Genomic DNA, 21,157 nt, shown 5'->3' with positions numbered 1-21,157 from the left:
AGGAACGACCGTGCATAATGTCGTGATCAGCGGCACCGGCCTGTACACCCCGGCCCAGAGCATCTCCAACGAAGAACTCGTAGCCTCCTTCAACACCTGGTCGCAGCAGTTCAACCAGGACAACGCCCAGGCCATCGAGCGTGGCGAGGTCGAAGCCGCACCGCTGTCCGATGCGGCGTTCATCGAAAAGGCCTCGGGTATCAAGAGCCGCTTCGTCATGGACAAGGCCGGCATCCTCGACCCGCAGCGCATGAAACCGCGCCTGCCAGAGCGCTCCAACGACGAGCCGTCGGTGCTGTGCGAAATGGCCGTGGCGGCGGCGCGCCAGGCGCTGGAGCGCGCTGGCCGCAGCGCTGCCGACGTGGACGGGGTCATCGTCGCCTGTTCCAACTTGCAGCGCCCTTACCCGGCCATTGCCATCGAAGTGCAGCAGGCGCTGGGCATCCAGGGGTTTGCCTTCGACATGAACGTGGCGTGTTCGTCCGCCACCTTCGGCATCCAGACCGCCGCCAACAGCGTGGCGCTGGGGCAGGCGCGGGCCGTGCTCATGGTCAACCCTGAAGTGTGCACCGGCCACCTGAACTTCCGCGACCGTGACAGCCACTTCATCTTTGGCGATGCGGCGACCGCGGTACTGCTCGAACGCGCCGATCACGCCACATCGGCGCACCAGTTCGACGTGGTCAGCAGCAAGCTGTGGACCGAGTTCTCCAATAACATCCGCAACAACTTCGGCTTTCTCAACCGCGCGGCGGAGGAGGGCGAAGGCGCCGCAGACAAGCTGTTCATCCAGGAAGGCCGCAAGGTGTTCCGCGAGGTGTGCCCGAAAGTGGCGGAGCTGGTGGGCGAGCATTTGCAGGAAAACGGCCTTCAGCCCAGCGATGTGGCGCGCTTCTGGCTGCACCAGGCCAACCTCAGCATGAACCACCTGATCGTCAAGAAGCTGCTGGGGCGTGAAGTGAGTGAACAGGAAGCGCCGGTGATCCTGGACCGCTACGCCAACACCAGCTCGGCAGGCTCGATCATTGCCTTGCACCTGTATCAGGATGACCTGCCACAAGGGGCGCTGGGTGTGCTCAGCTCGTTTGGCGCGGGGTATTCGATCGGCAGCGTGATTTTGCGCAAACGCTAAGCCGGCAAGGCTGGCGATGGCCGCCTAAAAGCGCAAACGGCCGGATGGGGACGGCCGTTTGCGCGGTGGCGGTGCTTAGAACTTGGCTTCCAGGTCTACCTGCAGCGTATCCACATCGGCGTTGCTGTTGGGCAGGTTGGAGTAGTCGGTCTTGGCCATCATATAGGCCGCACCGAGTGCGAAGTTCTTGTCGATCTCGTAGCCAACCTTGAACTTGTGACCGCGCGAGCCGGTGAAACCGTTGCCAAAGTCCGAGTCGGTAAACAGGCTCACGACGCCATTGCGCTGCACGTCGCGGTAGTTGTAGTCCAGGCTCCAGGCCCCGATCTTACTCTTCAGACCCGCCAGCCAGGCCTTGTCCTGCCCATCGGTGCTCTCGGTGTTCTTCACGAATTGGCCATAGGCCGACAGCGGGATGGCAAAGCCGGTGAAGTCCACCTGGCCAAAGCCTTCCACCAGGTTGAATTCGTCGGTGGTGTTGCCCAGCGAGCGCAGCGCGGCCGACGACTTGTCGTTGTCGTAGCCGTACACGCTGCCGCCCACCGTGACCTTGACGGTGTCGGCTGCGTTGAACTTGGTCCCCAACTGCGCAGCGTAGAGCTGTGCATCGTGCTTGAACTGCACGCCGTCGCCGTCGACGTTGTCCTTGAGGTTGTAGTGGCCGATGCTGCCGAACACCTCGGCAGGGCCCAGGTTGGTCTTGTAGGTGGCGGCTACGCCTTCGGGGTTGATGTCGCTGTCCCAGATGATGTCGCCCATGCTCACCCAGGGCTGCATCATCTTGCCGCCGATCAGGTGCAGGTTCGGCACGGCGGTGGGGTGCCAGTCCAGGTAGGCCAGGTCCACCCACAACGATTTCTTCTCGAAGTAGTTGTCCAGGCTCTGGTTGGTCGAGCGCGCATCGGCGCTGCTGCCGGTGGCGACCCGCACCCCGGCGTCCACTTGCGGGTTGATCTCGCTGTAGAATCCGACACGGGCACGCACACGCTCCCGGTCCTGGTTGCCGCTGCGGGAAATCGGGTTGTCCACGTTGACGTCTTCATAACGCAGGCGCACGTCGCCTTTGATCTGAGTCTTGGCCGCCCAGGCCACTTTTTGCTCGAACGAACTCATGCGCTCGGACTGGGCCTTCTGAGCGGCCTTTTCCTTGTTTTCCTGGGCCAGGTCAGCCTGCAGCTCGCTGTATTGCGCCTGGTTGATCGAGCCATTGGCGCGGAGCATTTCGAGCAGCTTGGCGTCGACGGCCGCACTGGCCGGAGTGGTGCTCATGGCCAGCACCATGCCGGTCAGGCTTGCTCCGGTAAGTGTAGAAACAAGACGCATATGGTTCTCCCTACTGAATAAGATGGGGGACGCCGAGCGCCCGCCCCTGTGTTGGCATGTCTCCGGAAGGGCCTGAATAGACAGGTTCTGTGGTTCCGGAAAACAGGCGCAAGTATTGCGGGGGCGAGTGACAGATTAATGTCGCAATGATGTCACTGCTGTGAAGTGAAGGCTGCGGGGCGATCGTCATTTGAGTCCGGCGCCCAGCTTGGTGATACTGGGGGCCTTGATGCCGCGAGCCGACCCTGTGACCAGTCTGTATAGCCTTGCTCATTTGCGTGATATGCCAGCCGCCACCTGGGACGCCCTGGTGCCCGAAGGCCAGCCGTTTCTCAGCCATGCCTTTCTCAGTGCGATGGAAGACAGCGGCAGTGTCGCGCGCAACAACGGGTGGGCGGCCGAACACCTGGTGCTCGAGCACGAGGGCAAGGTGCAAGCGCTGCTGCCGGGTTACCGCAAGTGGCATTCGTACGGTGAGTACGTCTTCGACCATGGTTGGGCGCACGCCTGTGAACGGGCTGGCATCGCCTACTATCCCAAGCTGCTGGGCGCCGTGCCGTTCAGCCCGGTCAGTGGCCCGCGCTTGCTGACGGCCGATGCGGCAGCCGGGCACTTGTTACTGCAGGCCTTGCCCGAGTACCTGAGCAAAGCCGGCCTGTCTGGCGCCCACATCAACTTCACCGACCCTGCGCTGGACGAACAGTTGGCGCGTCTGCCGGGCTGGATGGAGCGCCTGGGTTGCCAGTTTCACTGGCAGAACCGCGGCTACCGCGATTTCCAGGATTTTCTCGACACCCTCAGCTCCCGCAAGCGCAAGCAGATGCGCAAGGAGCGTGAGCAGGTAGCGGGGCAGGGGATTGATTTTCGCTGGTACCGGGGTGACGAACTGGACCAAGCCCAGTGGGATTTCGTCTACCTGTGTTACGCCAACACCTACGCTGTGCGCGGCCGGGCGCCTTACCTGACGCGGGAGTTCTTCAGCTTGCTGGCCGAGCGCATGCCCCACGCCCTGCGCGTGGTAATGGCGCGCCAGGCCGGGCGGGACGTGGCAATGGCGCTGAGCCTGGTAGGTGGGGACAGTCTGTTTGGCCGTTACTGGGGCTGCCTGGCCGAGTTCGATCGCCTGCATTTCGAGACGTGTTTCTATCAAGGCATGGACTTCGCCATAGCCCAAGGGCTGCAACGTTTCGATGCTGGCGCCCAGGGTGAGCACAAGTTGATTCGCGGGTTCGAGCCGGTAATCACGCGCTCGTGGCATTACCTGCTGCATCCCGGGTTACGCACGGCGGTGGCCGATTTTCTGCTTCAGGAGCGTGAAGGGGTAATGGCGTATGCCGCCCAGGCACGGGAGATGTTGCCTTATCGCCGGGAAGAGGGCCATTGAGCCAGACACAGTCCCAATGCGGGTAATCGCTCGCTCGCGTTACCAGGCCGGCGCGGATTGGATTGGCGATGATGTAGCGAGCGACGCTGCGCACCTGTTCGTCACGGCGAAGGGCGCGGTCATGGAAGCCAGGTTGCCAGATCGCTGGTGCTCGGCGCCTCGTGTGTAAAGCGCGCAACTGCTGCGTGATTTGAATTCACGCATCAGCTCGTCGAGGCTGCAGGGGCCTAGCGTGATAAGCCAGTGCAAGTGATCGGGCATCAGTACCCAGGCGAGGCTCTGGCACTGTCGTTGCGCAGCAGTGAGTTGCAGCTGCTGGATCACGGCCCTGGCGTAGTGCAGGTGTGTGAAAAGTGGGGTACGGTTTCGGGTGGCGGTGGTCAGTAGGTATAACCGCCCGGGCTCGGAGAACCTGCCTAGACGTAAACGGTGAGTGCCGCGGCCTTCCATGGGTAGCTCCTTGGTGGATGAAGACTGCAAGGGTAGCTGGGCGAGGTGCGGGGAGTGGCGGGACAGTTTTACGGGGTGTGACGCAGAGTCATTCCAGAGAGGCTGGCTTTCGGAATTGCCTTGGTATCGTTGGGGCCGCTTTGCGGCCCATCGCGGCACAAGGCCGCTCCTACCCGGGACCTGCTGGCTAATGCAGGCGCCGCAGGCTACCCGGGACCTGCTGGCTAATGCAGGCGCCGCAATCCCCCTGTAGGAGCGGCCTCGTGCCGCGATGGGCCGCGCAGCGGCCCCGGCTTTTGACCAGACGCCTGGATTTGATCCCCTTCATAAAGCCTGAACCCTCAAAGCCTGGACCTCACCTAATCAACCCCCACAAACCCACCTGTCTGATGCTGCCAAAGCCGCGCATACAGCCCCCGCTGCTCCAGCAACTCAGTATGGCTACCCACCTCCACGACCCGGCCCTTGTCCAGCACCACCAGCCGGTCCATGCGGGCAATGGTGGACAGCCGGTGGGCGATGGCGATCACGGTCTTGCCCTGCATCAGCGTTTCCAGGCTCTCCTGGATCGCCGCCTCCACCTCCGAATCCAGCGCGGACGTGGCCTCGTCCATGATCAGAATCGGCGCATTCTTCAGCAGCACCCGGGCAATCGCGATGCGCTGGCGCTGGCCGCCGGACAGCTTCACTCCACGCTCACCTACATGCGCATCCAGACCGGTACGGCCCTGGGCGTCCGACAGGTGCGGGATGAACTCATCAGCCCGGGCGCGGCGCACTGCTTCCTGCAACTGGGCGTCAGTCGCATCCGGGCGGCCGTACAGCAGGTTCTCGCGGATCGAGCGGTGCAGCAACGAGGTGTCCTGGGTGATCATGCCGATCTGCGCACGCAGGCTTGCCTGGCTCACCTGCGCAATGTCCTGGTCATCGATCAGAATCTGCCCACCTTGCACGTCGTACAGACGCAACAGCAAATTCACCAAGGTCGACTTCCCGGCACCAGACGGTCCGATCAGGCCGATCTTTTCCCCGGGCCGAATCGCCAGGTTCAGCCCCTCGATCACATTCCTCGCTTCACCATAGTGAAAGCGCACGTTCTCGAACCGCACGGCGCCCTGGGTAACCTTCAAGGCCGGGGCAGCAGGGCGGTCGGTGACGGTGACGGGCTGGGCTATGGTCTGCAGCCCATCCTGCACCATACCAATGTTCTCGAAAATGCCGTTGACCACCCACATGATCCACCCCGACATGTTCACGATGCGGATGACCAAACCAGTCGCCAAGGCAATGGCCCCCACCGTGATCAGCGACTGGCTCCACAGCCACAGGGCAAGCCCGGTGGTGCCGACCACCAGCAAGCCGTTCAACGTGGTGATGACCACGTCCATGCTGGTGATCACCCGCGAAGCCAGCTGGGTTTTCTCGGTCTGCTCGCTGATAGCTTCGCGGGCATACTGCTGTTCGTGATCGGTGTGGGCAAACAGCTTGAGCGTGGCAATGTTGGTATAGCCATCGACGATGCGGCCCATCAGCTTGGAGCGGGCATCGGACGACACCACCGAGCGCGCTTTGACCCGTGGCACGAAATACGCCAAGGCGGCAATGAAACACACGATCCAGACCACCAGGGGCAACATCAACCGCCAATCAGCCTCGGCAAACAACACCAGCGACGTGATGGCGTAGATCAGCACATGCCATAACGCATCCACCGCCTGCACCGCCGAGTCGCGCAGCGAGTTGCCGGTCTGCATGATGCGCTGGGCAATGCGCCCGGCGAAGTCGCTTTGGAAGAAGTTCAGGCTTTGCTTGAGCACATAGCTGTGGTTCTGCCAGCGGATCATGCTGGTCATGCCTGGGTTGATGGCCTGATGCACCAGCAGGTCATGCAGCCCGAAGAACAACGGACGCAGCAACAGCACCACCACCAGCATCCAGATCAACTCGCCGCTGTGCTCGCTGAAAATACTGGCGCTGGGCGTGCCCTGGGCCAGGTCGATGATGCGGCTCAGGAAGCTGAACATGGCCACTTCGATCAACGAAGCGATCAGGCCAACCACCAGCAAAGCCAGAAAGCTTGGCCAGACCTGGCGCAGATAATAGAAATAGAATGCCCACACGCCGCTGGGCGGCGCTTCGCTGGGGGCGTCACGGAAGATGTCGATCAGTTGCTCGAAACGACGGTACAGCATCAGCGTTGAAACTCCTGTTCAACCGACCGGTAATCGGGTCACGTCCCTGTGAGACCCGCGATCAATCGATGCGTTTAGCCGACTTGATGAACACTGGGTCAGCGGGCACGTCACGCATGCCTTTCTTGACGGTGGTGGGCGAATTGACGATCTGGTCGACAACTTCCATGCCCTTGGTCACCTTGCCGAACACGGCATAACCCGCGTCACGGCCCGGGTTGAGGAAATCGTTGTCGGCCACGTTGATGAAGAACTGGCTGGTGGCCGAATTCGGGTTCGAGGTGCGGGCCATGGCCAAGGTGCCGCGGGTGTTTTGCAGGCCATTGCTGGCCTCGTTGCGGATCGGGTCCTTGGTGTCCTTCTGCACCATTTGCTCGGTGAAGCCGCCGCCTTGCACCATGAAGCCCGGGATTACCCGGTGGAAGATGGTGTTGTTGTAGAAGCCGCTGTCCACGTACTGCAGGAAGTTCTTGGTGCTGAGTGGGGCCTTCTCGGCATTGAGCTCGATTTCCACCTGGCCGAAGCTGGTGTCCAGCACAACGTGCGGCGTCTTGTCGGAAGCCATGACGCTGGTGGCGAACGCGACGGAACAGGCGGTAAGCAGCAGTTTTTTCAGCATGGGCGCAAAGGTCCTTCAAAGTGGAGGCGGCTGCATTCGAGGGCCGCCGGTACGGTGGATACATCGCAATGTACAAGGAGCAATAGCGTGCCGTGAATCTCCCACGGCTGCCAGCCTAGGTGGCAGGCCGGGCACAGGCGCAGCGTTTGAAATTGTGTCAGGGCCTGATCGCGAGGTTTTGTACCCAGCTCAGACAGCCAGCCGGGACCCGCGTTCGCAGTCGGTCCTGCCCATTACACTCCCGCCTGGGCCGGGGCTGCGAAGGGCACATCCAACGGTGCCGTGTCGAAGTTGCGCAGCAGGTCGATGAGGATCTGCGTGGCCGGGCCCAAGGACTTCTCCTTGCTCGCGTAAAGATAGAACAGGGGATGGCGGCTACCGCCCTGGTCCAGCGGCAGGGGTTTGAGCACACCGTCACGCAGCTCGCGCTCGATCATATGCCGCGGCAACCACGCAAAGCCCAGCCCGCTGCTGACGAAGGTGGCAGCCGTGCCCAGGCTGCCGACCGTCCAACGCTGTTCGGCGCCAAGCCAGCCCACATCGCGTGGCTGTGAGCGGCCCGAATCTCGAATCACCACCTGCAACTGGCTTTCAAGGTCCTGGAAAGTCAGTTCGCGTCCCAGCCGGTGCAGGCTGTGGTCAGGGTGGGCCACGGCCACGAATTCCACGGCGCTCAACTCCGCGCCCAGGTAGCCGCCAATGTTGTAGCTGCTGATGGCAAGGTCGGCGATGCCGTCGAGCATCACTTCCTCGACCCCGGACAGCACTTCCTCGCGCAGGCGCACGCGGCAGCCGCGGCTTTGCGGCATGAAGGCGGCCAGGGCACGCACCAGGCGCGCGCTGGGGTAGGCGGCATCGACCACAAGGCGCACCTCGGCTTCCCAACCCTGTTCCATGTGGTGCGCCAGGTCCTCGAGTTGACTGGCCTGCTTGACCAGGTGCCGCGAGCGGCGCAGCAGCACACTGCCTGCCTCGGTCAGCACCGCCTTGCGGCCGTCGATGCGTAGCAACGGTACACCCAGCTGTTCCTGCATGCGCGCCACGGTGTAACTGACCGACGATTGCGAGCGGTGCAGCACCTCGGCAGCTTGGGCAAACCCGCCATGATCGACTACAGCTTGCAAGGTCCGCCATTGATCCAGCGTCACGCGTGGCGCTTTCATGTCCTGCTCCTGTTGGCCTAAGCTGCGCTCTACACAAGGAGAACGCCCCATGAAGAAATATTGTGCGGCATTGCTGCTATGCCTGCCGGTGACCGCTTTTGCCTATCCCATCGACATGGAGAAACACATGGACGGGGTGAAGGTGGACGCCACGGCCTATGACACGGCCTATGACCTAGGGGCGATTACCCTTGAGAACTACGGCCAGGTGCCCGCCGCCTGCAAGGTGACCTTTCGCAACGGCCCTGAAGCCCCGCGGGTGCGCCGGGTAAATGTACCGGCCGGCAAGCGCGCCGATGTTACCGCCAAGTTCAACCGGCAGATCATCAAGTTGCGCATCAGCGTAAAATGCGCAGTTGAATAAACTAATTAATCGATAAATCGTACCGACTATTTACGCTTTTTCATCGATAGGTCAAGCGTTAACCTTCCTCCATCGCATCTACCCCAGCCCGATGGAGGCCGTCATGTCCCATGTTCTGATCGTCGAAAGCAGTGCACGCCAGCAGGATTCGATTTCCCGCCAACTGACCCAGGACTTCACTGCGCAGTGGCGCGCCGCCCACCCGTCCGACCAGATTACGGTGCGTGACGTGGCGGCCAACCCGGTGCCGCACCTGGACGCCGACCTGCTCGGCGGCTGGATGAACCCTGAAGACCAGCGCAGTGCTGCCCAGCACCAAGCCCTGGCCCGCTCCAACGTGCTGACCGACGAGTTGCTGGCAGCCGATGTGCTGGTGTTGGCAGCGCCCATGTACAACTTCACCATCCCAAGTACCCTCAAGGCCTGGCTGGACCATGTACTGCGCGCCGGCATCACCTTCAAATACACGCCCACCGGCCCCCAGGGCCTGTTGAACGGCAAGCGTGCCATTGTACTGACCGCACGCGGCGGCATCCATGCAGGGGCTGGCAGCGACCATCAGGAACCCTACCTGCGGCAGGTGCTGGGCTTCATTGGCATTCACGACGTGACGTTCATTCATGCCGAAGGCCTGAACATGAGCGGAGATTTCCATGAAAAGGGCCTGAACCAGGCCAAGGCAAGCCTGGCGTCGGTAGCCTAACTGCAGCGAAGCTCAACACGTGCACCTGTCTCAGCGATTGTGGGTGACCGCTTCCTTTGAGCTTCGCAGCGCCTTCAACTCAACACATACCCCACCGGCAACAGCGCTGGCGGTAGCGGCGTCTGCCCCAGGGCGGCCAATACATCACGCTCTACCGTTCGCACCATGGCATCGGTAGGCAGGTCGTTCTCGTCGCGCCCGAACGGGTCTTCCAACTCGTTGCCGATGGCATCGAGCCCAAAGAAGGTATACCCAACGATGGTCGTGAACAGCGGCGCCAGCCAGCCTAGCGGTTCGGCCAGGGCGAAAGGCAGCAACAGGCAGAAGATGTAGATGGTGCGATGCAGCAGCAAGGTATAGGGGAAGGGCAACGGTGTCCCCTTGATCCGCTCGCAGGTGGCCTGAACCTCCCCAAGCCCCGCCAACCGCTGCGCCAAGAGGTTGTAGCGCCACTCGGACAGGCCCTGCTGCTCGGTCAACCGCGAACACTGCTCGCCCAGGTGCAGGAGGATGCCGTTACACACGTTGTGGGGGCTGATCGCCTCGGCATTGCCCAGCCAGGGCCGCGCGGCGGCCAGGTCGTCCTCGTCTCGCAGCCTGGCATTGAGCCCATGGGCGAACCCGCACAGGCTGCGCAGCATGTCGGCGCGCAGCGCGGCATCGGCGATCACCACGCTTTCGCGATTGAACGACCGAATCTCGACGATCAACCTGCCCCAGGCCTTGCGCCCCTCCCACCAACGGTCATAACACGCGTTGTTGCGAAAGCTCATGAAGATCGACAGCGACAAGCCGAGCAGTGTGAACGGTGTAGCGCTGACCGGATAGAAGAATGCCGGGTAATGCCGTTCCACCAGGACGATGACTGCCGCGAGCAAGGTGACCATCAGGCAGCGCAGGGCGATCTGCTTGATGATCGACCCTTTGAGGGTGAACAGTACTCGCAGCACACCCTGGGTGGGATGAACGATCATGGCAATCCAGAGACGGCTGATCAGCCGCCGGTCATGTTCATGAAGCGCAGGATTTGAACGTCGCCGCCCACCTCGAAGTGATGGCGGTACGGCTTGAGGTGCAACGAGTCGCGAATGGCTTTTTCCAGCCGTTCAGCGTTGCCGGGATGGGCCCGCAGCACATGCTTGAGGTCGACCGAGTGCTCATTGCCCAGGCACAGCAACAAGCGACCCTCTACGGTGAGGCGTACGCGGTTGCAGGTGGCGCAGAAGTTGTGGCTGTGGGGCGAAATGAACCCCACCCGGGTTTGCGGGGCATCGGCCAGGCGCCAGTACCGCGCAGGGCCCTGGGAAGACTCGGTCGACTCGATCAGGCTGAACTGCTCGGCCAGCCTCGCGCGGACCTCGTCGCTGGAGAAAAACGACTCTCCACGGGCGTGCTCGCTGATCTCCCCCAGCGGCATTTCCTCGATGAAGGTGATGTCCAGTTCGCGATCGATCGCAAAGCGCACCAGGTCGACCAGCTCATGGTCATTGCGGCCCTTCAGTACCACGCAGTTGAGCTTGGTACGGCAAAAGCCGGCTTTACGTGCCGCGTCGATGCCGGCGATTACCTGGTGCAGGTCGCCGGTACGGGTCAGTTGCTTGAAACGGTCGGCATCCAGGCTGTCGAGGCTGATGTTCAGCCGCGTCACCCCCGCATCGAAGAGCGGTTGTGCCAGGCGCCCCAACTGCGAGCCGTTGCTGGTCAGGCACAACTCGCGCAGCCCTGGCAGGGCAGCGATGCGCCCGCACAGGTCGACGATGCCTTGGCGTACCAGCGGCTCGCCCCCGGTCAGGCGAATCTTGCGGGTGCCCAGCGCCACGAAACGCTCGGCCACCTGGAACAGCTCTTCAAGGCTCAGGATCTGCTGGCGGGGCAGAAACTGCATGTCCTCGGCCATGCAGTACACGCAACGGAAGTCGCAGCGGTCTGTGACCGACATCCGCAGGTAGTCGATTTTCCGGTTGAAGCCGTCGATCAGTGCCCGGCTGCTCTGTTCCACGTATGCGCTCGAATCAGGGGGAATGGCCTCCAAGCTAGCGCCTGGCGGGCCGAGCCGTCAAATGGCTTTGGCCGACTGACCGATAAACGCTCTCTATCACTGCTCAGCTCCCGCGTTTACGGGGGTCATCGAAGGCGCTTATCACCTCGTAGGATCTTTCGATTGGACGGCTCTACACAAGGCTTCATAGGCTGGACAAAAGCCATAGCAGGGCGAGGATTTCACCCATGAGCCAGGACCCACATATCCGCGACTACAAAGGCGCCGCTGCCGGCTGGGGCGCGCTCAAGAGCGTGACAAAAAGCTGGCTGGGCAGTGACAACGCCTTCAAGAATTTGCGCGCCATGCTCAAGACCAACCAGAATGGCGGCTTCGACTGCCCCGGTTGCGCCTGGGGCGAGTCGCCGGAAAACGACACGGTCAAGTTTTGCGAGAACGGCGCCAAGGCCGTCAATTGGGAGGCCACCGGGCGCTCGGTCGATCCGGCCTTCTTTGCCCGCTACAGCGTCAGTGCCCTGGCCGATCAGACCGATTACTGGCTCGAGTTCCAGGGCCGCCTGACTCATCCCATGCGCTATGACGCGGCCACCGACCACTATGTCGAGACGAGCTGGGCAGAGGCCTTCGCGCTGATCGCCAAGCACCTGCACGCCCTGGAATCTCCCGATCAGGCCGAGTTCTATACCTCGGGCCGGGCCAGCAACGAAGCGGCCTTCCTTTATCAGTTGTTCGTGCGCGCCTACGGCACCAACAACTTCCCGGACTGCTCGAACATGTGCCACGAGGCCAGCGGCGTCGGGATGGCGCAGACCCTGGGCGTAGGCAAAGGCACCGTGGTCTTTCACGACCTGGAGCTGGCCGACGCCATCTTCGTCATTGGCCAGAACCCTGGCACCAACCACCCGCGCATGCTCGAACCGCTGCGCGAAGCCGTGAAGCGCGGTGCCCAGGTGGTATGTTTCAACCCCCTCAAGGAGCGGGGCCTTGAGCGCTTCCAGCACCCGCAGCACCCCCTGGAGATGCTCAGCAACGGCTCCGAGCCCACCAATACCGCCTACTTCCGCCCGGCACTGGGCGGGGACATGGCGGTCATGCGCGGCATCGCCAAGTACCTGCTGCAGTGGGAACGCGAAGCCAAGGCCAAGGGCGAACCTGCGGTGTTCGATCATGCGTTCATTGCCGAGCACACCAGCGGCATCGAGGCCTACCTGCAGACCTTGGATGCCACACCCTGGCCGGCCCTCGTGGCGCAGTCCGGGCTGACCCAGGCCGAGATCGAACAGGCCGCGCGCATGTACCGCAAGGCCGAGCGCGTGATCATGTGCTGGGCCATGGGCGTTACCCAGCATCGCCATTCGGTGGCCATCGTCCAGGAAATCGTCAACCTGCAATTGCTGCGTGGCAATGTCGGCAAACCCGGCGCGGGGCTCTCGCCGGTGCGCGGGCACAGCAACGTGCAGGGTGACCGGACCATGGGCATCGACGAGAAGCCCAAGACCGCCTTGCTCGATGCCTTGCAAGCTCGCTTCGAGTTCCAGGTGCCGCGCACCCACGGGCACAACGCCGTACTGGCGATCAAGGCCATGGAAGAAGGTCGGGCGAAGGTGTTCATCGGCCTTGGGGGCAATTTTGCCCAGGCCACCCCAGACACCGCACGCACCCATGCCGCCCTGCGCAATTGCGCACTGACCGTGCAGATTTCCACCAAACTCAACCGCTCGCACCTGGTGACCGGTGGCGATGCCTTGATCCTGCCCTGCCTGGGCCGCACCGAAATCGACCTGCAGGCCAGCGGGCCGCAAGGTGTAACAGTCGAAGACACCTTCAGCATGGTGCACATCTCCCACGGCCAGCTACGGCCACGTTCGCCCCACATGCGCTCCGAACCCTGGATCATTGCCGGCATGGCCCAGGCCACCCTGGGCAAGCACCCCATCGATTGGGAGCACGCCGTGGCCGATTATGCCCATATCCGCAGCCTGATTGCCGACGTGATTCCAGGCTTCGAACATTTCAACGAACGCCTGCAGCAACCCGGGGGCTTCCACCTGGGTAACCACGCTGCCGACCGCACCTGGCGCACGGCCACCGGCAAGGCGCAATTCAGCCCCAATGCGCTACCCGCTGAACTGGTCAATGCCCAGGTGCTGGCCCGTGGCGACAAACCGGACCTTATCCTGCAAACCCTGCGCTCCCATGACCAGTACAACACCACCCTCTATGGCCTGGATGACCGTTACCGCGGTGTGTTCGGGCTACGCGAAGTGGTGTTCGTCAACGAGGCCGACATTCGGCGCATGGGCTTCGAGCCCGGTGAACACGTCGACCTGGTGTCGCTCTGGGACGACGGCGTCGAGCGACGGGTGTCGGGTTTTCGTCTGGTGGCCTATGACGTGCCGCAGGGGCAGGCTGCCGCCTATTACCCGGAAACCAACCCCCTGGTGCCGCTGGAAAGTTATGGTGAAGGGACCTCCACCCCGACCTCCAAGTTCGTGGCAATCAAGGTCGAGAAGGCCAAGGCGGATAATCGCATTGCAGCGGCCCTGGCGACCGACTGAGCCTCAGTGTGCAACAGGGCCGCCCGTGCAAACCCGCGTCAACCGCGGTTCACTGGAAAGGCCGTGGTGTACTTCATCTGCTCCATGGCAAAGCTCGAGGTAATGTTGGACAACCCATCGGTGCTGGTAATCAGCTTCTTGTAGAACCGGTCATACGCCGCGATATCGCCTACCACCACCCGCAGCATGTAGTCCCAGTCGCCGGACATGCGGTAGCACTCCATCACCTCCTCGAACGCCGTGACCGTGGCGGCGAACTGCTCCAGCCATGCACTGTCATGGCGCTGGGTCTTGACCTGCACGAACACGGTCAGGCCCAGCCCTAGCAGGCCAGGATCCAGCAGGGCCACACGACCGACGATATAGCCTTCGTCTTCCAGGCGCTTGACCCGCTTCCAGCAAGGGGTGGTGGACAGGTTGACGGCCTCGGCCAAGGCCTTGAGCGAGAGCGCGGCATCGCGCTGCAAGAGGGTCAGAATGTGTCGGTCGAAGCTGTCCATAGAGTGCATGGGCCGTGGCGAAGAAGTTTTCACAGGGTACCCCAAGGTCAGGGCTTTTGCGTTGTGCGATAGTGGCAACCTTACCTCTGCCAACGAGCACGACCATGTCCGACAAGCCGCGCCATTTCGCCACCCGAACCATTCATGCCGGCGAGCAGTTCGAAGTCGCCGACAATGCCATTTTTCCAGCCATCGTCACGGCCAGTTCGTTCATCAAGCGCGGCCTGGACGACACGCCGGACTACTCCTACAGCCGCGTAGGCAACCCCACCCGCCACGCCTATGAGACCTGTGTTGCAGCTTTGGAGGAAGGCGTAGGGGCGGTGGCCTGTGCGTCAGGGGTGAATGCCACGGCCACCGTGCTCGAACTGCTGCCCAAGGACGCCCATGTGGTGGTGATGAACGGTGTATACGGCGGCACCTTCCGAATTCTGGAGGACTACCGCAGCCGCACGTCCGGCCTGACCACCACGTACGTCGACCTCAACGACCTCGATGCCGTGGCTGCTGCCATCAAGCCCGAAACCCGGCTGATCTGGATCGAATCACCGACCAACCCGCTGCTGCACCTGGTCGACATCAAGGCCGTCTGCGACCTTGCCCGCACCCGGGGCATCCTGACCTGCATCGACAATACCTTCTGCTCACCGTGGAACCAGCGCCCGATCACCCTGGGCGTGGACCTGGTCATGCACTCGGCCAGCAAGTACATCGGTGGCCATTCCGATCTCACCGGTGGGGTGGTGGTGGCGGCCAGCGAAGACCTGCACCGACAGCTGCGCCGCATCAGCATGGCCATCGGCGCGGTGCAAGGGCCGTTCGATTGCTACCTGGCGTTGCGCGGCCTCAAGACCCTGGACGTGCGCATGGAGCGCCAGTGTGCCAACGCGCTGGAAGTGGCCCGCAGGCTCGAGGGCCACCCGCAGGTCGAGCAGGTGTACTACCCAGGGCTGCCAAGCCATCCGCAGCATGAACTGTGCAAGCGTCAGATGCGCAGCGGCGGGGCGGTGGTTGCCATTAAGGTCAAGGGTGATCGGGCGGCGCTCAATCGGCTGGTCGAAGCGCTGCAGATTTTCGTGCTGGCCGACTCGCTGGGTGGGGTCGAAAGCATGATCAACCATTCCTGGACCATGTCCCACTGCTCCATGAGCCCCGAGCAGAAAGGGGCAATGGGCATCAGTGAGAACCTGTTGCGCCTGTCGGTGGGCATCGAGGCGGTCGCCGATTTGATCGATGACCTGGAAACGGCGCTGGGCGCTTTGGCCGGACAGTGATGGCAGGGCTGTAGCGGCGAGCGGTTCAGCGCCAGCCTGTCATGCGAAGCGATGACGGGCTGGCGCTTGCAAAGAGGCCGGTGATTATTTGGGCGGGTGGATGATGCGCTCGATCTTGTCCTTGATCAGCAGCCGCTCGCGGCGCAAGCGCGTAACGGCCTCGTCGTTGGTGCCGTTCTTCTCGGCGGCGACCACTTCCTTGTCCTTGGCGTTGTACTCCTTGTGCAAGCCATGCAGCGTCTGGTCCTTGTCAATGAGTGCCTGGAATGCGTCAGCGGTAACGTGCAAGTCAGCGAGCAGATCGTGCGGAACAGGCATTTCTTCACCTCTGTCAGGGGATTGGTTAAGGTCCTGACCTCTGAGGATAGCCGCGTTTGTCCCGGGGAGGGAGGCTGCGAAACCTGAACCCCTGCTGAACGACTGACGGGTACGCGTCGAAATCAGCGCTTTCACTAAATTGTTACGTTATTTTTCACAGAAAATTGATGGCTCGGTTTCTAGAGTTCGCCCAGCTTGCTCCCAGTGCCATCCGGCACTGGTGGTCACTTCTCTTGGTTGCGAACCTGAATGCTCAACATCAAACCCCTGCGCACCGAATGGGTCACGCTGCTGGCCAGCCTGTACCTGTTGATCGGCTTGAATGTCTTTCTTTGGGAGCACCTGGAACAGGTAGTGCCCCCCGGCTTGCCCGGCCTGTGGTTGACCCTGGCATTTGCGGTGCTGATGTTGTTCGCCTTCAACCTCATCCTTACCCTCATTGCCTTCCGCTATGTGCTCAAGCCCTTGCTGGTGCTGCTGTTCGTCAGTGGTGCGGCGGTGGCGTATTTCATGAACCGCTATGGCGTGCTGATCGATGCAGGCATGTTCGCCAACATCGCCGAAACCAACGTGGCAGAAGTGCGCGACCTGCTGTCGCTGAAGTTCGGCTTGTACATGCTTGGCCTTGGAGTATTGCCCTCGGTACTGCTGTGGCGAGCGCCGGTGGTGTATCGGCCGTGGCAGCGCGAGCTGTTCGGCAAGCTGGTGGTCACGGCGGCCTGCGTGGTAGGCCTGGGCTCGGTAGGGTTGGCCAATTACCAGGGTCTGTCGTCGCTGTTTCGCAATCACCACGAACTGCGCCTGATGCTGACCCCCAGCAATATCGTCGGTGCCTCCATGGCCTACGTGAGCGAGCGCGTGGTCACCAGTGCACGCCCCTTTGCCCACTATGGCGAAGATGCCGCCCGCACCCCGGACTGGCAGCACCATCAGCGCAAGTCCCTGACGGTGCTGGTGGTGGGTGAAAGCGCGCGCGCTGATCATTTCGGCGTGCTGGGCTACAACCGCGATACCACCCCCAGGCTTGCCGCCGAGCAAGGGTTGCTGGCGTTCTCGGACGTTCATTCCTGCGGCACTGAAACGGCTGTGTCGGTACCCTGCATGTTTTCCGGCATGCCCCGCAAGGCCTACGATGCGCGCATCGCCAAGAACCGCGAAGGGCTGCTCGATATTCTCAAGCGGGCGGGCCTGGATGTGCAGTGGCGCGACAATCAGTCCGGGTGCAAGGGCACCTGCGACCGCGTGCAGTTCATCAATATGAGCAAGCTCAAGGACCCGCAATTCTGCGGCGAAGGCGAGTGCCACGACGAAATCCTGCTGCAGGGGTTGGGCGAGCTGATCGACCACTTGGACAAGGACACCGTGCTGGTGTTGCACCAGATGGGCAGCCACGGCCCCGACTACTTCAAACGCTACCCCAAGGCCGACCAGCGCTTTGCCCCGGTGTGCCAGAGCAATGCCCTGGACCAGTGCAGCCAGGCGCAGATCATCAATGGCTACGACAATACCCTGGCCTACACCGACCGGGTCCTGGCCAGCTTGATCGACACCCTGCGCAGCCGGCAGGACAAGGTCGATACGGCCATGATCTACCTGTCCGACCATGGCGAATCGCTGGGCGAGTACAACCTGTTCCTGCACGGGACGCCGTACGCCATTGCCCCGGAACAGCAAAAGCATGTACCGCTGCTGGCCTGGTTTTCCGACAGCTATCAGCAGGACTTCGGTGTCGATACTGGTTGCCTGGCCAAGTTGAACGATGCGCCCTTGTCCCAGGACAACCTGTTCCACTCGATGCTGGGGTTGTTGCAGGTTCACACCCAGGTGTACGAGCGGTCCCTGGACCTGTTTGCCAGCTGCCGGCCCTGGCTCACCGCCAGGCGCTGAGCAGGCGAGGGTGGGCTTGCCTGGCGAACGCCGTCAACGCGCAGTGGGGGGGACATTGCCTGGAGCTTGGCGCCGGCCTGGTTGCACAGTCCGTGAAATTGCACCATTGATCGACATCAAGGATGGCCCGGGTTTCACCAGCAGTGCCCGCGCCGTATATACTGCGCGCCAATGTTAGTGGGAGAGCCTTGTGGCCATCGAAATTCACTGGATCCGTGACGACCTGAGCCTGGCCGAACACTGCCGCGACTGGCGCCAATTGCCGTTTGTCGCGGTCGATACCGAATTCATGCGCGTCGATACCTTCTACCCCAAGGCAGGGCTGATCCAGATTGGCGATGGCAAGTGCGCGTTCCTGATCGACCCGCTGTTGATCGCCAACTGGCAGCCGCTGGCCGAGCTGATCGAAGACTGTAACGTGGTCAAGGTGCTGCATGCCTGCAGCGAGGACCTGGAGGTGCTGCTGCGCCTGACCGGCAAGCTGCCCCAGCCGTTGTTCGACACCCAGCTGGCTGCCGGCTATCTCAACCTTGGCTTCTCCATGGGCTATTCGCGGCTGGTACAGGAGGTACTGGGCATCGACCTGCCCAAAGGCGAGACCCGCTCCGACTGGTTGCAACGTCCACTGTCCGAGACCCAGGTCAGCTATGCCGCCGAGGACGCCGTGCACCTGGCCGAGCTGTTCAGCGCCTTGCATGCGCGCCTGTCCGACGACAAGTACGCCTGGGTGTTGGAAGACGGTGCTGAACTGGTGGCCCAGTTGCGCCGCGAGGTGCAGCCCGACAGTCTGTACCGTGAGGTCAAGCTGGCGTGGAAGCTGTCGCCCCAGCAGTTGGCGGTGCTGCGCGCCCTGTGCGCCTGGCGCGAGCGCGAGGCCCGCCTGCGTGACGTTCCGCGCAACCGCATCCTCAAGGAGCATGCGCTGTGGCCCATCGCCAAGAGCCAGCCGACCAACCTGGCGGCCTTGGCCCGCATCGACGACATGCACCCGCGCACCTTGCGCCAGGATGGCGAAACCTTGCTGCAACTGATCAAGCACGCCGCTAGCCTTCCGGCCGAACAATGGCCCGAGCCATTGCCTGAGCCGTTGCCTATCGAAGCCTCGGGCATTCTCAAGCAACTGCGCGCCGTCGGCCAGGCCGAAGGGCAACGGCTGGGTATCGCGCCCGAGCTAATGCTGCGCAAGAAAACCCTCGAGGCCCTGCTCAAAAGCGGTTACCCCGACGGCCCTTACACCTTGCCCGATTCGCTGCGCGGCTGGCGCCGTGAGCGGATGGGCCAGGCACTGCTGGACAGCCTGGCCGGTGCCGGAGACCCTCAATGAAACGCATCTGCTCGATCTACAAGAGCCCCCGCAAGAACGAAATGTACCTGTACGTGCTCAAGGCCGATGGCTTGCAACGCGTACCCGAAGGCTTGCTGCCGTTCTTCGGCACGCCCCAGCACGCCTTCGACCTGGTGCTCAGCCCCGAACGCAAGCTGGCCCGCGAAGACATCACCAAGGTGCTGGAAAACCTCGACAATCAGGGTTATCACCTGCAGATGCCGCCGCCGGATGACGAGTACATCGAGCACCTGCCCGACGAGTTGCTGCACCGAAACGATCCCGCCTGATCATGCGCGTACTGATTGCCGAGCATGACCACGCCCGCTACGCCGACCTGTTGCACCAGGCGGCACCGCACCTTGAAGTCCTGACCAGCGACGATTCCGCGCAATTGGCCCGGCTGGCGCCACAGTGCCCGGTCTGGCTCGGCCAGCCCGACCTGCTGGCCAGCTTGTTGCGCCAGGGGCATCGCCCCCACTGGATGCAGTCGACCTGGGCCGGCATCACGCCACTGCTGGCCACGGGGCTGCCCCGCGCGTATCGCCTGACCCGCGCTGTGGGCATTTTCGGCCAGGTCATGGCCGAATACATGCTCACCTACATGCTGGGCCATGAACGGCACGTCCTGTCGCGCCTGGTCAGCCAGGTGGAGCGGCGCTGGGATGAGCGCCCTGGTTGCTCGCTGCAGGGCCGCAAGGTATTGATCGTCGGCACCGGCGATATCGGCCAGGCCGTGGCCGAGTTCCTGCGCCCGTTCGGGGTGGTGCTGTACGGTGTGGCCAGCCAGGCCCGTGAACAGCCGCCATTCGCCGAGGTAGCAGCCCTGGACGATCTCGCGCGCCTGGTGGGCGAGGTCGACTATGTGCTGAACCTGCTGCCCGACACGCCGGCCACGCACGATATCTTTGACGCGGCGATGTTCCGGCGTTTCCAGCCAACTGCGTTGTTCATCAATGCCGGGCGCGGTGTGGCTGTCGTCGACGCCGACCTGGTGGAGGCGCTGAAAGAGGGGCACCTGGCCGGGGCGGTGATCGACGTATGCCGCCAGGAACCTCTGCCCAGGCAGCATCCATTCTGGACCGCCTGGGGCCTGTTGCTGACCGGACACAGCGCAGCGCCCACCACGCCTGCGGCCATGGTGCGGTTGTTCCTCGACAACCTGCAGGCGTTCGAAGCCGACCAGGCGCTGCGTGGCGAGGTGAACTTCGACCGCGGGTATTGATCGACCGGCCTGTATCAGAGCGCGCTGCCCGCAGGTGGCGCCCTCGGGGTGCCCTTCAGGCGTATCACCCTGCTATGGGCCTGAGTTCGAGCACGGCTGACAAGCGGTCTGGTATTGCTGCATGCCAGGCCCTAGACTGGCGCCGCCACGGCTACCAGCTCCATGCTGCACGCCTTAACGAACCGTTTCAGGCGCTGTCTGCCTCGGGCCCGATGTCGGACACGCGCTGCTGATCCCTTGCAGGAAATCGCGTCATGATCGCTGATAACGCCCCGTTCTGGCGGCGCAAGACCCTAGAGCAACTCAACCCGCAGGAATGGGAGTCGCTGTGCGACGGCTGCGGGCTGTGCTGCTTGCAAAAGCTCGAGGACGAGGACGACAACAGCGTCTACTACACCCGCATCGCCTGCAAGTTGCTGGACCTCGACACTTGCCAGTGCAGCGACTATCCCAATCGCTTCGCCCAGGTGCCCGACTGCATTCAGCTCACCCCGGGCAAGGCTGACCAGTTTCGTTGGTTGCCAGCGACTTGCGGTTACCGCCTGGTCAGCGAAGGCAAGGACTTGCCGGTCTGGCACCACCTGGTATGCGGTGACCGTCAGCAAGTGCATGAGCAGCGCATCTCCCAGGCAGGGCGCATGCTCAGCGAGCGTGACGTGCACGAGGACGACTGGGAAGACCACCTGATCTTTCGCGCCAGCTAACCAGGCGCTTTACCCGCTGGTGAACAAGGAGTGTCGGT

19 protein-coding genes and 1 pseudogene are annotated in these 21,157 nt (G+C 62.6%); 11 read left to right on the top strand and 9 right to left on the bottom strand.

Features of this window, described 5'->3' with window-relative positions:
- The first annotated feature begins 10 nt into the window (after nt 1-10).
- Entirely contained in the window at nt 11-1,132 is a 1,122-nt protein-coding gene (locus tag B2J77_RS15110) for a beta-ketoacyl-ACP synthase III (RefSeq protein WP_058638040.1), read from the top strand.
- 75 nt (nt 1,133-1,207) lie between these two features.
- On the opposite strand, the gene B2J77_RS15105 is transcribed toward B2J77_RS15110, so the two are convergent.
- Complete coding sequence (locus B2J77_RS15105) at nt 1,208-2,455, bottom strand: putative porin (protein ID WP_078478949.1); 1,248 nt, start codon at nt 2,453-2,455, stop codon at nt 1,208-1,210.
- Between the two features lie 229 nt (nt 2,456-2,684).
- Here B2J77_RS15105 and B2J77_RS15100 point away from each other — a divergent pair, with 229 nt between their 5' ends.
- A complete protein-coding gene (locus B2J77_RS15100) occupies nt 2,685-3,839 on the top strand; it encodes a GNAT family N-acetyltransferase (RefSeq protein WP_153010288.1) in 1,155 nt (384 codons plus the stop codon).
- On the opposite strand, the pseudogene B2J77_RS15095 reads toward B2J77_RS15100, so the two are convergent.
- From B2J77_RS15095 to B2J77_RS15080, 4 genes and pseudogenes are all read right to left on the bottom strand, one after another.
- Nucleotides 3,838-4,289: pseudogene (locus B2J77_RS15095) on the bottom strand (REP-associated tyrosine transposase); the annotation flags it as partial. The gene B2J77_RS15100 and the pseudogene B2J77_RS15095 sit on opposite strands and share 2 nt — an antisense overlap.
- 359 nt (nt 4,290-4,648) lie before the next feature.
- Entirely contained in the window at nt 4,649-6,481 is a 1,833-nt protein-coding gene (locus tag B2J77_RS15090) for an ABC transporter ATP-binding protein (RefSeq protein ID WP_058638042.1), read from the bottom strand.
- 61 nt (nt 6,482-6,542) lie between these two features.
- Nucleotides 6,543-7,100 (bottom strand): peptidylprolyl isomerase, encoded by a 558-nt coding sequence (locus B2J77_RS15085; protein ID WP_058638043.1) that lies wholly within the window; start codon nt 7,098-7,100, stop codon nt 6,543-6,545.
- Between the two features lie 233 nt (nt 7,101-7,333).
- Nucleotides 7,334-8,263 carry a LysR family transcriptional regulator gene (locus B2J77_RS15080; protein ID WP_058638044.1) on the bottom strand — a complete coding sequence of 310 codons (930 nt, stop codon included), beginning with the start codon at nt 8,261-8,263 and terminating at the stop codon, nt 7,334-7,336.
- 49 nt (nt 8,264-8,312) lie between these two features.
- Here B2J77_RS15080 and B2J77_RS15075 point away from each other — a divergent pair, with 49 nt between their 5' ends.
- Nucleotides 8,313-8,627: a hypothetical protein gene (locus B2J77_RS15075; protein ID WP_058604200.1), complete on the top strand. Its 315-nt coding sequence runs from the start codon at nt 8,313-8,315 to the stop codon at nt 8,625-8,627.
- A 103-nt stretch (nt 8,628-8,730) separates the two neighbouring features.
- Nucleotides 8,731-9,330: an FMN-dependent NADH-azoreductase gene (locus tag B2J77_RS15070; protein ID WP_058638045.1), complete on the top strand. Its 600-nt coding sequence runs from the start codon at nt 8,731-8,733 to the stop codon at nt 9,328-9,330.
- 74 nt (nt 9,331-9,404) lie between these two features.
- Here B2J77_RS15070 and B2J77_RS15065 read toward each other — a convergent pair whose 3' ends face one another.
- Both B2J77_RS15065 and moaA read right to left on the bottom strand, forming a co-directional pair.
- On the bottom strand, nt 9,405-10,304 hold the full coding sequence (locus B2J77_RS15065; protein WP_078478948.1) for a bestrophin family protein: 900 nt from the start codon (nt 10,302-10,304) through the stop codon (nt 9,405-9,407).
- 20 nt (nt 10,305-10,324) lie between these two features.
- Complete coding sequence (moaA, locus tag B2J77_RS15060) at nt 10,325-11,329, bottom strand: GTP 3',8-cyclase MoaA (RefSeq protein ID WP_078479444.1); 1,005 nt, start codon at nt 11,327-11,329, stop codon at nt 10,325-10,327.
- A 227-nt stretch (nt 11,330-11,556) separates the two neighbouring features.
- Between moaA and B2J77_RS15055 the strand changes: the two genes are divergently transcribed.
- A complete protein-coding gene (locus tag B2J77_RS15055; protein ID WP_078478947.1) occupies nt 11,557-13,887 on the top strand; it encodes an FdhF/YdeP family oxidoreductase in 2,331 nt (776 codons plus the stop codon).
- A 38-nt stretch (nt 13,888-13,925) separates the two neighbouring features.
- On the opposite strand, the gene B2J77_RS15050 is transcribed toward B2J77_RS15055, so the two are convergent.
- On the bottom strand, nt 13,926-14,387 hold the full coding sequence (locus tag B2J77_RS15050; RefSeq protein ID WP_023534914.1) for an Lrp/AsnC family transcriptional regulator: 462 nt from the start codon (nt 14,385-14,387) through the stop codon (nt 13,926-13,928).
- A gap of 104 nt (nt 14,388-14,491) precedes the next feature.
- Here B2J77_RS15050 and B2J77_RS15045 point away from each other — a divergent pair, with 104 nt between their 5' ends.
- Complete coding sequence (locus B2J77_RS15045) at nt 14,492-15,661, top strand: trans-sulfuration enzyme family protein (protein ID WP_078478946.1); 1,170 nt, start codon at nt 14,492-14,494, stop codon at nt 15,659-15,661.
- 84 nt (nt 15,662-15,745) lie between these two features.
- Here B2J77_RS15045 and B2J77_RS15040 read toward each other — a convergent pair whose 3' ends face one another.
- On the bottom strand, nt 15,746-15,979 hold the full coding sequence (locus B2J77_RS15040; RefSeq protein WP_058604205.1) for a YdcH family protein: 234 nt from the start codon (nt 15,977-15,979) through the stop codon (nt 15,746-15,748).
- A 249-nt stretch (nt 15,980-16,228) separates the two neighbouring features.
- Here B2J77_RS15040 and B2J77_RS15035 point away from each other — a divergent pair, with 249 nt between their 5' ends.
- The 5 genes from B2J77_RS15035 to B2J77_RS15015 all read left to right on the top strand — a co-directional run bounded on the left by B2J77_RS15035 (nt 16,229) and on the right by B2J77_RS15015 (nt 21,119).
- Nucleotides 16,229-17,866 carry a phosphoethanolamine transferase gene (locus tag B2J77_RS15035; RefSeq protein ID WP_078478945.1) on the top strand — a complete coding sequence of 546 codons (1,638 nt, stop codon included), beginning with the start codon at nt 16,229-16,231 and terminating at the stop codon, nt 17,864-17,866.
- A gap of 190 nt (nt 17,867-18,056) precedes the next feature.
- Nucleotides 18,057-19,190: a ribonuclease D gene (gene rnd / locus B2J77_RS15030; protein WP_078478944.1), complete on the top strand. Its 1,134-nt coding sequence runs from the start codon at nt 18,057-18,059 to the stop codon at nt 19,188-19,190.
- Complete coding sequence (locus tag B2J77_RS15025) at nt 19,187-19,480, top strand: YcgL domain-containing protein (protein WP_023534892.1); 294 nt, start codon at nt 19,187-19,189, stop codon at nt 19,478-19,480. The genes rnd and B2J77_RS15025 overlap by 4 nt, the downstream gene beginning before the upstream one ends.
- Nucleotides 19,481-19,482: 2 nt before the next feature.
- Complete coding sequence (locus B2J77_RS15020) at nt 19,483-20,415, top strand: D-2-hydroxyacid dehydrogenase (RefSeq protein WP_078478943.1); 933 nt, start codon at nt 19,483-19,485, stop codon at nt 20,413-20,415.
- Between the two features lie 254 nt (nt 20,416-20,669).
- Nucleotides 20,670-21,119, top strand: coding sequence for a YcgN family cysteine cluster protein (locus tag B2J77_RS15015; protein WP_058604209.1), 450 nt, complete (start codon nt 20,670-20,672; stop codon nt 21,117-21,119).
- The last annotated feature ends 38 nt before the right edge of the window (nt 21,120-21,157 follow it).

Source organism: Pseudomonas parafulva (assembly GCF_002021815.1).
Lineage (GTDB): Bacteria > Pseudomonadota > Gammaproteobacteria > Pseudomonadales > Pseudomonadaceae > Aquipseudomonas > Aquipseudomonas parafulva_B.
This window is presented reverse-complemented; position numbering and strand designations above follow the sequence as displayed.